Raw genomic sequence first — 14081 nt, forward strand, 5'->3', positions numbered from 1 at the left:
TAACCCCTTTCCGCGACGCGGCATACCCTGCGCCCAAGCGGATTCCCGTTTTCTCATACACCCAAGGATAGCCCATCATGAAGATGACCACCGAAGAGGCCTTCGTCAAAGTTCTGCAGATGCATGGCATCGAAAAGGCCTTCGGCATCATCGGCTCGGCCATGATGCCGATTTCAGACCTTTTCCCCGCCGCCGGCATCCAGTTCTTCGACGGGGCGCATGAATGCAATTCTGGTATGATGGCCGATGGATACACCCGCGCGTCGGGCAGGATGTCGATGATGGTGGCCCAGAACGGCCCGGGCATCACGAACTTCGTCACACCGGTGAAAACCGCCTACTGGAACCACACGCCCCTGCTGCTTGTGACCCCGCAGGCGGCGAACAAGACGATTGGACAGGGCGGGTTTCAGGAAGTGGAGCAGATGGCGCTCTTCCGCGACATGGTGGCCTATCAGGAAGAAGTCCGTGATCCATCCCGCATCGCCGAGACGCTGAACCGCGTGATCCTTCAGGCAAAGCGCCATTCCGCCCCCGCCCAGATCAACATCCCGCGGGATTTCTGGACGCAGGTCATCGATATCGAACTGCCTGCCATCGTCGAGTTCGAGCGCCCCTCGGGCGGTGAACAGGCTCTGGATGAAGCCGCCCGCCTGCTGTCGGGGGCGAAATTCCCCGTCATCCTCAACGGCGCTGGCGTAGTGATCGGCGGGGCTATCGACGCCTCGCGGCAGTTGGCCGAACGGCTCGATGCGCCGGTGGCCTGTGGCTATCAGCACAACGATGCCTTCCCCGGCTCGCACCCGCTTTCCGTCGGCCCGCTAGGCTACAACGGGTCGAAGGCCGCGATGGAACTGATCGCAAAGGCCGATGTGGTGCTGGCGCTGGGCACCCGGCTCAATCCTTTCTCGACCCTGCCGGGATACGGCATCGATTATTGGCCGAAGGACGCGAAGATCATTCAGGTCGACATCAATCCTGACCGGATCGGCCTGACGAAAAAGGTCACCGTCGGCATCGTGGGTGACGCAGGCAAGGTCGCGAAGGGCCTGCTCGCCCGCCTGTCCGACACCGCGGGCGACGAAGGCCGGGACGACCGCAAGAACCTGATCGCCAAGACCAAATCCGCATGGGCGCAAGCGCTCACCTCGATGGACCATGAAGACGACGATCCCGGCACCACTTGGAACGAACGCGCCCGCGACCGCGAGCCCGAAAAGATGAGCCCCCGCATGGCATGGCGCGCCATTCAATCCGCCCTGCCACGCGAAGCGATCATCAGTTCGGACATCGGCAACAACTGCGCCATCGGCAACGCCTATCCCTCGTTCGAGGATGGCCGCAAATATCTGGCACCGGGTCTTTTCGGCCCCTGCGGCTACGGCTTTCCCGCCATCGTGGGCGCCAAGATCGGTTGCCCGGATGTGCCCGTGGTTGGGTTCGCGGGTGACGGGGCCTTCGGCATCTCGATGAACGAAATGGTCTCCGTCAGCCGGGACGATTGGCCCGCGATCACGATGGTGATTTTCCGCAACTACCAGTGGGGGGCGGAAAAGCGGAACACCACCCTGTGGTTCGATGACAATTTTGTGGGCACCGAACTTGCGCAGGACGTGAACTATGCCGCCATCGCCAAGGCCTGCGGCGTCGAAGGCGTGCAGGTTTCTTCCATGCAGGAACTGACCGACGCGCTGGACAAGGCGATCAAAGCGCAGATGAACGACGGCAAGACCACGTTCATCGAAGTTCTCTTGAATCAGGAGCTGGGCGAGCCATTCCGCCGGGATGCCATGAAAAAGCCCGTGTCCGTTGCCGGCATCAGCAGGGAAGACATGCGCCCTCAAAAGGTCTGAAGAATTGCCGGTAGACGGGCCCCTTCTCGTCGTCAACGCGGGGTCGTCGTCGATCAAGACGGCGGTCTTCGACCCCGGCCTGAAGGAACTCTTGCGGGTGGAGGCGACGGGCATCGGCACGCGGGGCAATGGCCGCGTCACGGCGCCGGGCGTTGACCGGCCCGGCGAGCTGCCCGATCACGCAGCTGCCCTGTCTGCGATACTGGAGACATTGGAGGCGCAGGGCGTTCCCGCAACCGCACTGAGCGCCGCGGCTCACCGCGTTGTCCACGGCGGCCCGACGCTGACCCGGGGCGTCCGCGTAACGCCGCAGGTACGCGAGATCATCGCGGCCTCTGTGCCCTTGGCGCCTCTGCACAATCCCCATCACCTTACCGGGATCGATGCGATTGCACGCGCCGTACCCGGCCTGACGCAATGCGCCAGTTTCGATACCGGCTTTCATGCCAGCAACCCAGCTGTCGCCTACCGTTACGCTTTGCCCGAAACCCCCGAAACGACAGGTCTGCGCCGGTATGGCTTTCACGGTCTCAGCTACGGCGCGATGGTCAAGGAATGGGAAGCGACCACGGGGCACCCCCTGCCCCCGCGCCTGCTGGCCATGCACCTTGGCAACGGCGCATCGCTTTGCGCCATCCTCGAAGGAAAATCCGAAGCGACTACGATGGGGTTCTCCCCGCTCGGCGGGCTGACCATGGGTACCCGCGTGGGGGAGATCGACCCCGGCGCCGTGCTGCATCTGGCCCGGCGCATGGGGCCGGATGCGGCCGAACAGATGCTGCAGGAACGCTCGGGCCTTCTGGGGCTGTCCGGCGTCAGCGCCGACATGCGCCGCATCTGTGCGGACGACAGCGCCGCGGCGCAATTCGCCCGCGACCATTTCCGATACTGGATCACCCGTCAGTCGGGGGCCATGATCGCCGCCATGGGCGGCCTCGATGCCATCGCCTTTACGGGTGGCATCGGTGAAAATGACGCGGAGATGCGGAACGAAGTTCTTGCAAACTTAGCTTGGGCAGGAAATGTTCCCCATTGGGTCATCCCCGCCGCCGAAGAGCGGCATGTCGCGGGCGAGGCCCTGACAGCGCTGGAGGAGGCGCCGCAGCCATGACGCATCATCAGCCGGAACTGGACCTGTCGCCCAAGGTCTCGGACGAGGTCCGCAAGACGACCTGCTACATGTGCGCCTGCCGCTGCGGCATCAACGTCCACATGAAGGACGGCAAGGTCGCCTATATCGAAGGCAACCGCGACCATCCGGTGAACCGGGGTGTCCTCTGCGCCAAGGGGTCCGCCGGGATCATGCAGCACAACGCCCCGTCCCGCCTGCGCGCGCCGCTGAAACGGGTTGGCCCCCGCGGCTCCGGCGAGTTCGAGGAAATCACCTGGGACGAAGCGCTGGAAATAGCGACCGGCTGGCTCGCCCCCATCCGCGAAACGGCGCCCGAAAAGCTCGCCTTTTTCACCGGGCGGGACCAGTCGCAAAGCTTCACCAGCCTCTGGGCGCAAAGCTTCGGCACACCGAACTACGCGGCCCATGGCGGCTTCTGCTCCGTCAACATGGCGACGGCGGGCATCTACACCATGGGCGGCGCCTTCTGGGAATTCGGCCAGCCCGACTGGGACCATACCAAGCTCTTCATGCTCTTCGGCGTGGCCGAGGATCACGACAGCAACCCGATCAAGATGGGCATCGGCAAGATCAAGGCGCGCGGCGCGCGTGTCATCGGGGTGAACCCCATCCGCACGGGCTATAACGCCGTGGCCGACGACTGGGTCGGCATCACGCCGGGCACCGACGGGCTTTTCATCCTGTCGATGGTCCATTGCCTGATGAAATCGGGGCGGATCGATCTGCACTATCTCGCGCAATACACCGACGCCCCGGTTATGGTGAACGCGGATGAAACCTCCCCCCAGCATGGCCTGCTGCTCCGCGATGAAGACGGCAAGGAACAGGTGATCGACAGACGCACAGGCAAGCTCTGCGCCTTTGATGCGCCGGGTGTCCGCCCCGACCTTTCTGCCACCTACGAGGTCGACGGCGTCACCCATCGCCCCGTCTTTCATCACATGGCGGAAAAATACCTCGCGGATACCTACGCCCCCGAAGCCATCGCGGACAAGGTCGGCATCCCCGCGAAACGCATCCGCGCCATCGCCGCCGAACTGGCCCGAATTGCCTTCGACGAAGCCTTCGAACTCCAGCGTGAATGGACGGATTTCCGGGGCGAGACCCACAAGACGATGACGGGGCGTCCGGTCTCCTTCCACGCGATGCGGGGCATTTCGGCCCACGCCAACGGCTTTCAGACCTGCCGCGCGCTGCATCTGCTGCAAATCATCCTCGGTACCGTCGAAGTACCCGGCGGGTTCCGCTTCAAACCGCCCTACCCCAAACCCGCCACCGCCCACCCCAAACCGCACAGTGGCGTGAACCCCGGCGCGCCGCTGAACGGGCCGCATCTCGGCTTCGTTCACGGGCCTGACGACCTTGCCCTCAACGAAGACGGCAGCCCCGCCCGCATCGACAAGGCGTTCACATGGGAAAACCCCATGTCGAGCCACGGGCTGATGCATATGGTGATTTCCAACGCCCATGCGGGCGATCCCTACAAGATCGATACGCTGTTCATGTACATGGCCAACATGTCGTGGAACTCCTCCCTGAATGTCGGCGGCGTGATGGAGATGCTGACGGACAAGAACGAAAACGGCGATTACGTCATCCCCCGCATCATCTATTCGGATGCCTATAGCTCCGAAATGGTCGCCTACGCGGACCTGATCCTGCCAGATACCACCTATCTGGAACGGCACGACTGCATATCACTTCTCGACCGGCCCATTTGCGAAGCGGATGCCGCGGCCGATGCGATCCGCTGGCCCGTGGTTCAGCCGGACCGCGACGTGCGCGGCTTTCAGTCGGTCCTTTGCGAGCTTGGCGCAAAGCTGGGCCTGCCTGCTTTCGTCAACGACGACGGCAGCCAGAAATACGCCGACTACGCTGACTACATCACCAATCACATGCGCCGCCCCGGGGTCGGCCCTCTCTTTGGCTATCGCGGCGCGGCGGGCAGGCAGACGGGCCGCGGTGACGCAAACCCGAACCAACTGGATCGCTATATCGAAAACGGCGGCTTCTTCATCTCCCACGTTCCAGAGGAGGCCGCCTATTACAAGCCGTGGAACCGCGACTATCAGGACTGGGCCGTGCAGAACGCGCTTTACGATGCGCCGCAGCCTTATCTCTTCTCGCTCTACGTCGAACCGCTGCGCCGCTTCCAGCTTGCCGCCGAAGGTCACGGGGAACGGCAACCCCCGGACCATCTGCGCCAACGGATCATCGACACGATGTCGCCGCTACCGATCTGGTACGATTGCGACAGTGCGGGAACCGAAGGCTACGACATCCACGCCCTGACCCAGCGCCCCATGGCCATGTATCATTCATGGGGCGGTCAGAACGCATGGCTGCGCCAGATACACGGCCATAACCCGCTCTACCTGCCGACCAACTTGATGCGCGCGCATGACCTGAAGGATGGCGACTGGGCGCATGTCTCGTCCCCCCACGGGCGGATCACGGTCCCGGTCATGGAAATGGCCGCGCTGAACCCCAATACCGTCTGGACATGGAATGCCATCGGCAAGCGCAAGGGCGCCTGGGCGCTGGATGAGGACGCGCCCGAAGCAACCAAGGGCTTCCTGCTAAACCACCTGATGCATGAGCTGCTGCCGCCGAAAGGCGACGGCTTGCGCTGGTCGAATTCCGACCCGGTGACCGGGCAGGCGGCGTGGTTCGACCTGAAGGTAAAGATCGAAAAGGCCGAGCAAATCGCGCAGACCCGCCCCGATTTCCCGGCCCAGACCTCGCCCGTGGGCAAGGGCCCGCGCCTGCTGCGGTGGAAGGTCGGCCGATGATCCCCTTTCTCATGATCCCAAATACTTCGGGGTCCGGGGCAGCGCCCCGGCCTCGCCCCACAAGCGGAGTACCCCGATGACCGCACTCCCCGAACGGACCGATCGCAAACTGGGGCTGGTGATCGATCTCGACACCTGCGTCGGCTGTCATGCCTGCGTGATTTCCTGCAAAGGCTGGAACACCGAAAACTACGGCGCACCGCTCAGCGATCAGGACCCGTATGGCGGCGCCCCGTCCGGCACCTTTCTCAACCGGGTGCATAGCTACGAAGTGCAACCGCCCGAGGGTGCCGCGCAACTGGTGCACTTTCCAAAATCCTGCCTTCACTGTGAGGACGCGCCCTGTGTCACCGTCTGCCCCACGGGCGCCAGCTACAAGCGAGTCGAGGACGGCATCGTGCTGGTCAACGAAAGCGACTGCATCGGCTGCGGGCTATGTGCCTGGGCCTGCCCCTACGGCGCGCGGGAATTGGACGCCGCCGAGGGGGTGATGAAGAAATGCACCCTATGCGTGGATCGCATCTATAACGAGAACCTGCCCGAGGTTGACCGCACTCCGGCCTGCGTGCGGACCTGCCCCGCGGGCGCTCGCCACTTTGGTGACCTGTCCGATCCTGCCTCCGACGTCAGCCGTTTGGTCTCGGAACGCGGCGGGGTCGACCTGATGCCGGAACAGGGAACGAAGCCCGTCAACAAATATCTGCCCCCGCGGCCCCGGGACCGGCTCGCGAGGGATGCGGCGGAACCGACCACCGGCGAGATCGACGTATTGGCCCCTTTCCTCGAGCCTGTAGCGGAGACACCGCAGGGCTTCATCGGCTGGCTCGACCGCGCGCTGGAGAAGCTCTGATGCATCCCGCACCTTCCGTCATCGTCTTCACCAGCTTTTCGGGGCTTGGTTTCGGCCTGCTCTTCTGGCTGGGAATAGGGCTTCCCGCCGTCACCGGCTGGACCGCCTTCGCCTTCTTCACCATCGCCTATCTGTTTGCCGTGGGCGGGCTTGTTTCATCCACGTTCCACCTTGGCCATCCGGAGCGTGCGCTCAAGGCCTTTACCCAGTGGCGCACCAGCTGGCTGAGCCGCGAAGGTTGGGCCGCCGTGGCGAGCCTGATTGTGATGGCGGCCTATGGCGCGGGGCTCGTTTTTGTGCAGTCACGCTGGCCGGTTCTGGGCTATGTCGGCGCCGCTCTCTGTTTGCTCACGGTCTTCACCACCTCGATGATCTATGCGCAGATGAAGACGATTCCGCGCTGGAACAGCGTTCTCACCCCGCTCAACTATCTGTCGATCTCACTCGGCGGGGGGGCGCTGCTGGCGGGGCAGATCACCTGGGCGATCTGGCTGTTATTGGCCGCGGGTGTGCTGCAGATCGCGGCTTGGCTTCGGGGGGACCGGGCGCTGACCGACTCCGGCACCGATCTGGCAAGCGCCACGCGGCTGGGGACCATCGGCAAGGTACGCGCGTTCGAGCCTCCCCATACCGGCACCAACTATCTGCTGAAGGAATTCGTCCATGTGGTCGGGCGCAAACATGCGCTGAAACTGCGGGTGATCGCGATAACCCTGATGTCGGCGCTGCCGGTCCTGCTGCTTCTGCTGCCGTTTACCCACATCGCGGCGGCAGCGGCGGTGGTTTCACATCTCGCGGGTGTGCTCACCGCGCGCTGGCTTTTCTTTGCCGAAGCGGAGCATGTCGTAGGGCTTTACTACGGCGCACATGCAGGCAAGGCGGCCTGAGCGGGCGGAACCCGACCGCCGCATAGCGGTCGGACCGTCAGATCGTTCAGCCAAGCAATCCTGCATGGCGCAGCGCGTCGGAAACCAGCTTTTTCGTTTCATCCGAAAGCTCCGTCAGCGGCAGGCGGACCTCCGGCGAACACAGATCAAGCAGTGACATTGCGTATTTCACGCCCACCAGACCCGGTTCGGTGAAAATCGCCTTGTGAAGCGGCATCAAGCGGTCCTGCAGTTCCAGCGCGGTCGCATAATCACCTTTCGCACAGGCGTTCTGCATCTGCGCCAGCAGGGCGGGCGCCACGTTGGCCGTGACCGAGATGCAGCCCGTACCGCCCTGTGCGTTGAACCCATGGGCCGTCGCATCCTCGCCCGAGAGCTGGATGAAATCCGTACCACAGGTGATACGCTGGTCGCAGACCCGGGCGAGATCGCCGGTGGCATCCTTGACGCCGACGATCCGGGGCAGTTTCGACAGTTCCCCCATCGTCTCCGGCAGCATGTCCACGACGGAACGGCCCGGAATGTTGTAGATGATGATCGGCAACTCGCAGCAGTCGTGGACAGCCGTGAAATGCGCGATCAGCCCCCGCTGTGTCGGCTTGTTGTAATAGGGGGTCACCACCAGCAGGCCATCGGCCCCCACCTCGGCCGCGTGACGTGCAAGACGGACGCTTTCGGCGGTGTTGTTGGACCCGGCCCCGGCAATCACCGGGATGCGACCTGCCGCCGCTTTCACGACTTCTTCGACGACCGTTTCATGCTCATCATGGCTGAGCGTGGGCGATTCGCCCGTCGTGCCAACCGGGACGAGACCATGGGAGCCCTGATCGACATGCCAGTCCACAAGTTTGCGCAGGGTCGCGAGATCCGGTTTGCCATCGGCAAACGGTGTAACGAGGGCTGGCATCGAACCTTTGAACATATGCACGCTCCTTTGACTTGCGCAGACCGGCGGAAACCGGACAGTTTGACCCGCATGGCGGGAACGTCATTTGCATGCCGTCATTCAGGTCATATGTTGTTTGGCTCTAGCCTCTGACCAAAGGGAAATGCAAGCGATGACACGAGTCCTCACTGTTCTGACCCTCGTTTTTGCGCTGGCCTCGCCCGCGCTGGCCGAACGCCCCCGCCCCCTGGGTTGGGCGCTCGACGCCATGCGGGCCGGCAGCTGGGAAGCCGCGCTCACCCTTGCCGAACGGGACGGGCTCGTGGCGCGGGACGTCATAATGTGGCATTTCCTGCGCGATGGGGGCGGTACCTTTGCGCAGATTTCGTCCTTCCTGCAGCGCCGGCCCGACTGGCCGGGCGAAAGCTATCTGCGCCTGCGGGCCGAAGACCGCGTGATAGATGAGGACGACGCGACGATTCTCGCTTTCTTCAAGGGTGCACCCCCGCAAACGCCGCGCGGTGTACTGGCCCATGCCGAGGCTCTCTCCGCCAACGGCGAAACCGGCGAGGCAGAAGCCAATATCGTAATGGCCTGGCGCACCATGCCGATGAATAGCTCCAGTCAGGCCCTTTTTCTCGCGAAACACGCCAAGCTGCTTGAGGGCCACCACGCCGCGCGGCTGGATGAAATGCTGTGGCGGCGCAACCATTCCGCCGCACGCCAGATGTTCGATCTGGTCGGCAAGGGGGAGGTCGACCTTGCCAAGACCCGCATCGCGCTCCAACGGCGCGAAGGCAACGTGAACGCCATGATCGACGGTCTGCCCGCTGCGCAACTGGCGTCGCCCGGGCTGGCCCATGACCGATTTGAATGGCGGATCCGGAAGGGGCTGGTGGCCGAGGCAAAGGACCTGCTGCTGGAAACCTCGACATCCGCGCAGGCACTGGGCCAACCCGACGAATGGGGCAACCGGCGCCGTGCCCTGGCGCGCGGAGAAATGCGCTCTGGCGACAAGCGCCGCGCGTATCAGTTGGCGTCGCAGCATTTCATCGAGAGCGGATCGAACTATGCCGATCTCGAATGGTTGGCAGGCTACATCGCGCTGCGTTTCCTCGATGAACCGGAAACAGCGTACCGGCATTTCACCAATCACGATGGCGCGGTGAGCTCTCCGATCAGTCAGGGACGTGCGGGATACTGGCAGGGGGTCGCGCTCGAAGCCATGGGCGAACCCGAACGCGCCGCCGCGGCCTTTGCCGAAGGGGCGAAGTATCAAACCTCTTTCTACGGATTGCTGGCCGCCGAACGAGGCGGGCTGCCTTTCGATGAAAGCCTCGCCGGGCACCCGCCTGCCAAAGACTGGCGCAAGAGCCCGCTCGCTCGCGCGCCGCTGTTCGAGGCGGGGCTGCTGCTGCAGGCATCCGGAGAGCTGACGCTGGCGGAAATCTTCTGGACCCATCTCGCGGACCAGTTGTTGGAAGAGGACCTGAACCTGCTTGGACAGGCCGCGATCGACGCGGGCCAACCGCATCTGGCTGTGATGATCGGCAAACGGGCGGCGCGTCGTGGGCTGACAATTCCCGCCCCCTACTACCCGCTGCATCCGCTGGTGGAAGAAGACCTTCCCATGGCGCCTGAAATGACGCTCGCCATCGCCCGACGTGAGAGCGAGTTTGATCCCGTGGTGCAATCCTCCGTCGGCGCGCGGGGCCTCATGCAAATCATGCCTGCCACTGCGCGTGACGTGGCATCGGATCTGGGTGTGCTGTCGTCGCATAACACCGACAAGCTGATTGCGGATCCGGAATACAACGCGGTGCTTGGCTCGGAATACCTTTCCCAGATGGCGGGGCGGTTCGACGGCAACGTGGTTATGATGTCTATCGCCTATAACGCCGGTCCCGCCCGCCCGCCGCGTTGGATCACCGCCTACGGCGACCCGCGCCGGGGCGAGATTGATATCGTGGACTTTGTGGAGATGATCCCCTTTCGCGAAACGCAGAACTACGTCATGCGCGTCACTGAAAGCCTGCCCATCTACCGGGCGCGGCTTGGCAAGGATCCCCTGCCCATCCCCTTTTCCGAAGAGTTGAAGGGATCAACGCTGAAGGCGTTCGCGCCAAAAGGTGAATAGCCCGGCGGCCACGATCAGGGCCGCACCGATTGCCACGTTGGTGCGGACGGTTTCCCCGAAGATGGAAATGCCGATAATCGCGGCAAAGACCAGCTGCAAATAGGCAAAGGGCTGAACCGCGCTCGCCTCTGCGACCTCGTAGCAGCGGATCAGCAGCCAATGCCCGGTCACCCCCGTCACGCAGAGCGCCGCCATGTAGAGCCAGTCGCGGGGCAGCATCGGCTCCCAGAACCAGATACCGGCCAGCGTCATCGCCAGTGACCCTGTCACCCCCGTCCAGAAGAAGCTGGTGGCCGAGGTATCCCGCCGCGCCACGAAACGGGTCAGCAGGCCGTAAACCGCGAACATCGCCGCAGCCAGAAGCGGTATCACCGCCGCCGGGTCGAACACAGCCATTCCCGGCTGAAGGATGATCAGGACCCCGACAAAGCCGACGCCGATGGCGGACCAGCGCCGCCAGCCGACCTTCTCCCCCAGAAGAGGACCGGACAGCGCCGCGATGAGCAGCGGATAGCTGGTAAAGACAGCGTGGCTTTCGACAAGGCCGAGGATGGTGAAGGCCGCGATCATCACGCAGACCTCTGCCGCCAGCAGGACGCCGCGAAAAGCCTGCACGATGGGCTGCGACGTCTTTGCAGCGGCACGGATGCCACCGGCCTTGCGCCGGGCAATCGTGATGACGAAGGCCGCGAAGAACCAGTAGCGGATCATCACGACCATCAACACGTTATATTCCGCTGCCAGATGGCGCGATAACCCGTCCTGCACCGCAAAGACGAAGGTCGTCGCCACCATCAGCGAAATGCCGAGCGGTATGTTGTTCGATTGTGTCATCCCGGCATTCGCGCGCGGGTCATGTGGCGCTTGTGCGCGTAACCCGCTGTCCGCTCCACCTCGAACCCGGCCTCGGCCAGACCGCGCCGCACGAAGCCCGCCGCCGTATAGGTCGCAGCTGTGCCACCGGGCGCGGTACGCCGGGCCACGCCGGTCAGGATCGGTTCGGCCCACATGGCCGGATTGCGGGCGGGGGCGAAACCGTCCAGAAACCAGGCGTCGGCCTTGCCCTCCCATTCGGGCAGGGTACCCGCCACATCGCCGATGATAACCTCCAGCGTCAGCCCCGGCAGATCGAACCGCCCGCCATCCGGCGACCAGTGCTCAAGAAACGCGGCGCCGGTTTCACCGAAGTCCGGCAGCGCCGCATGGGCGCGAACCATATCGGCGGGGGACAGCGGGAAGGCTTCGAAACTCGTGAAATGCAGCGGGCCTGCCATTTCCGCCTGCTGCCACGCCTCTGCCGCGACCAGCGCGTTGAGGCCGGTGCCGAAACCAAGCTCCGCGATATGAAAGCCGGGTCGAAACCGCTTTGGCAGGTCGTTCCCGCCCAGAAACACATGCCGGGTCTCTGCCGCGCCGTCCTGAAGGCTGAAATAGGGGTCGTCGAACCGGGTGGACACCGGCACGCCGTTGTCGTGCCAAGTGACACTGGCGGTCTGGTTCTCCATCGTGGCACCCTGTAACGGTTCGTTTCGCGCGGACACTGCGCAAGACGGCGGGGATTGGCAATGGTCGACATCACCATCAGGGGCGCAGGCATATTCGGCCTGTCCATCGCCTGGGCCTGCGCGTGCCGAGGCGCGGCGGTCAGGGTCGTCGACCCCCATGGCCCGATGGCCGGTGCGAGTGGCGGACTGGTCGGCGCGCTCGCGCCGCATGTGCCGGAAAACTGGAACCCGAAGAAGGCATTCCAGCTCGACAGCTTGCTCGCAGCGGGACGGTACTGGTCGGACGTCGCCGATGCCTCGGGGCATGATCCCGGCTATGTCCGCAGCGGGCGGCTCCAGCCCATTGCAGACGCCGCCGCGCTGGAACTGGCACGGGCGCGCGAAGATACCGCGAAAGAGCTTTGGCAGGACAACGCGCGCTGGACGGTGACGGATACGCCCACATCGAAATTCCGACCCCACAGCCCGACCGGGTACTGGATCCACGACACGCTGTCCGCGCTCATCCATCCCCGTCAGGGATGTCGCGCGCTTGTCGAAGCACTTGTCGGCAAGGGGGTCACTATAGAGACAGAAGCGTCCGACCAAGGCCCGACCCTCTGGGCCACCGGGGCCGCTGGCCTCGCCGCGCTGGGGGAGGGACGCCAGCGCATGGTAGGCACGGGGATCAAAGGGCAAGCCGCGCTGCTGGCCTATGACGCCCGGAATGCCCCGCAAATTTTTGCGGGCGGCCTGCACGTGATACCGCATGGTGACGGCACCGTTGCGGTGGGCTCAACGACGGAGCGCATCTATGACAGCCCGGATACGACCGATGCCGCGCTCGATCAGATCATCGACACCGCGCGTACCCTTGTCCCCACCCTGCGGCAGGCGCCCGTGATCGAACGCTGGGCGGGCCTGCGGCCCCGGGCCCGCAGCCGCGCGCCGATCCTTGGGCACTGGCCGGGCAGGCCCGGGCATTACATCGCCAATGGCGGGTTCAAGATCGGTTTCGGCATGGCGCCGCTCATCGCCGAAGTCATGGCCGACCTGCTACTGGAGGGGTGCGATCGTATCCCCGCAGGCTTTCGTGTCGAAGACAGTCTCTGACCTCGGCGCTCAGCGCTCTATTTCGGCCCTGAGGGCTTTCATCAGTTCGGTGAGATCGTTGACGTAGTGTTCGGTAACGAGCCGCCCGTCTTCGTCAAAGGCGTTCCGGCTCCGGGCGAGGTGCACTTCAGGCCCCTGCAAAAGCCGCGTCCGGAACGGCACCATGAAGGTGCGCAGGATAAGCTGCGCCCGTTCACCCCCGGCGCGCCCCATGGCGGCGGACATCACCGCAACCGGCTTGTTCGTCCAAGGTTTGTCGGGTGTCCGGCTGATCCAGTCCAGCGCGTTTTTCAGCGCTCCCGAAGGGCCTTTGTTGTATTCCGGCGTGGAGATGATCACCGCATCCGCGCGCGCGATACAATCTATCGCTTCCCGTACCTCTGGCGGCACGCCTTCGGCCTCTTCCACGTCGCCATCATAAAGCGGCAGCCTGATGTCGAGTTCCCGGTGACGGCAGGGACCGAAAAGGCGCACGGCCTCCGCCAACAGCATGCGGTTGGAGGATCCGGCGCGGAGCGAGCCGCAGATGGTCAGGATTTCTGGATCGGTCAAAGTGCGGCCCTTTCGTGAGGTTCAGAAATGCGAAAGCCCCGGCGAACCGGGGCTTTGCCAAAGTCATGTCAAAGCGGCATCAGCGCGCGTTGGGAAGGATAACGATCTCCACCCGGCGGTTCTGTGCCTTGCCCTGCGGGGTGAGGTTGCTGGCAATGGGCTGGCTTTCGCCGCGACCGAAGGTCTGGATCCGGCTCGGGGGCACGCCGTTACCGACCAGCACATTGGCGACTGCCTGCGCACGGCCTTCGGAAAGCTGCTGGTTATAGGCCGCGTCACCGTCGCTGTCGGTGTGACCGACGATCTGTAGGGTCGAGTTCTGGTAGACCTGAACGTTCTGCGCCAGAGCCGCAAGGTCACCCTGCAGCGTCGGCTGGACGGCGGTGCTGTTTGTG

The 14081-nt window shown here is 64.1% G+C and carries 12 protein-coding genes; 7 read left to right on the plus strand and 5 right to left on the minus strand.

Features of this window, described 5'->3' with window-relative positions; all coding sequences use genetic code 11:
• Window positions 1-77 precede the first annotated feature (77 nt).
• From xsc to A3728_RS13160, 5 genes are all read left to right on the plus strand, one after another.
• Window positions 78-1853, plus strand: coding sequence for a sulfoacetaldehyde acetyltransferase (gene xsc, locus A3728_RS13140; protein WP_067924506.1), 1776 nt, complete (start codon window positions 78-80; stop codon window positions 1851-1853).
• Between the two features lie 4 nt (window positions 1854-1857).
• Window positions 1858-2964, plus strand: coding sequence for an acetate/propionate family kinase (locus A3728_RS13145; protein ID WP_067924508.1), 1107 nt, complete (start codon window positions 1858-1860; stop codon window positions 2962-2964).
• The gene (locus A3728_RS13150; RefSeq protein ID WP_067924511.1) at window positions 2961-5777 is read left to right on the plus strand and encodes a molybdopterin oxidoreductase family protein; all 2817 of its coding nucleotides are present in this window, start codon (window positions 2961-2963) and stop codon (window positions 5775-5777) included. The genes A3728_RS13145 and A3728_RS13150 overlap by 4 nt, the downstream gene beginning before the upstream one ends.
• A gap of 76 nt (window positions 5778-5853) precedes the next feature.
• Window positions 5854-6627, plus strand: a complete 774-nt coding sequence (locus A3728_RS13155) for a 4Fe-4S dicluster domain-containing protein (RefSeq protein ID WP_067924514.1) — start codon at window positions 5854-5856, stop codon at window positions 6625-6627.
• Window positions 6627-7514: a dimethyl sulfoxide reductase anchor subunit family protein gene (locus tag A3728_RS13160; RefSeq protein WP_067924517.1), complete on the plus strand. Its 888-nt coding sequence runs from the start codon at window positions 6627-6629 to the stop codon at window positions 7512-7514. The genes A3728_RS13155 and A3728_RS13160 overlap by 1 nt, the downstream gene beginning before the upstream one ends.
• Before the next feature lie 46 nt (window positions 7515-7560).
• Here the strand turns inward: A3728_RS13160 and dapA are convergent, their stop codons facing one another.
• Window positions 7561-8436 carry a 4-hydroxy-tetrahydrodipicolinate synthase gene (gene dapA, locus A3728_RS13165; RefSeq protein ID WP_067924520.1) on the minus strand — a complete coding sequence of 292 codons (876 nt, stop codon included), beginning with the start codon at window positions 8434-8436 and terminating at the stop codon, window positions 7561-7563.
• Window positions 8437-8563: 127 nt separating this feature from the next.
• On the opposite strand from dapA, the gene A3728_RS13170 reads away from it, so the two are divergent.
• Entirely contained in the window at window positions 8564-10537 is a 1974-nt protein-coding gene (locus A3728_RS13170) for a lytic transglycosylase domain-containing protein (RefSeq protein ID WP_067924522.1), read from the plus strand.
• On the opposite strand, the gene A3728_RS13175 is transcribed toward A3728_RS13170, so the two are convergent.
• Together A3728_RS13175 and mnmD are read right to left on the minus strand one after the other, a co-directional pair.
• The gene (locus tag A3728_RS13175) at window positions 10502-11371 is read right to left on the minus strand and encodes a DMT family transporter (protein ID WP_067924524.1); all 870 of its coding nucleotides are present in this window, start codon (window positions 11369-11371) and stop codon (window positions 10502-10504) included. The two genes, A3728_RS13170 and A3728_RS13175, sit on opposite strands and share 36 nt — an antisense overlap.
• Window positions 11368-12042 (minus strand): tRNA (5-methylaminomethyl-2-thiouridine)(34)-methyltransferase MnmD, encoded by a 675-nt coding sequence (mnmD, locus tag A3728_RS13180; protein WP_067924527.1) that lies wholly within the window; start codon window positions 12040-12042, stop codon window positions 11368-11370. Before mnmD ends, A3728_RS13175 begins: the two co-directional genes overlap by 4 nt.
• Window positions 12043-12102: 60 nt before the next feature.
• Between mnmD and A3728_RS13185 the strand changes: the two genes are divergently transcribed.
• The gene (locus tag A3728_RS13185) at window positions 12103-13134 is read left to right on the plus strand and encodes an NAD(P)/FAD-dependent oxidoreductase (RefSeq protein ID WP_067924531.1); all 1032 of its coding nucleotides are present in this window, start codon (window positions 12103-12105) and stop codon (window positions 13132-13134) included.
• A gap of 9 nt (window positions 13135-13143) precedes the next feature.
• On the opposite strand, the gene A3728_RS13190 is transcribed toward A3728_RS13185, so the two are convergent.
• Both A3728_RS13190 and A3728_RS13195 read right to left on the minus strand, forming a co-directional pair.
• A complete protein-coding gene (locus tag A3728_RS13190) occupies window positions 13144-13686 on the minus strand; it encodes an NADPH-dependent FMN reductase (RefSeq protein ID WP_067924534.1) in 543 nt (180 codons plus the stop codon).
• A gap of 79 nt (window positions 13687-13765) precedes the next feature.
• On the minus strand, window positions 13766-14081 hold a 316-nt coding region (locus A3728_RS13195), incomplete at its 5' end, for an OmpA family protein (protein WP_150120786.1).

Origin of the sequence: Sulfitobacter sp. HI0040 (genome assembly GCF_001634885.1) — a bacterium.
Classification (GTDB): domain Bacteria; phylum Pseudomonadota; class Alphaproteobacteria; order Rhodobacterales; family Rhodobacteraceae; genus Sulfitobacter.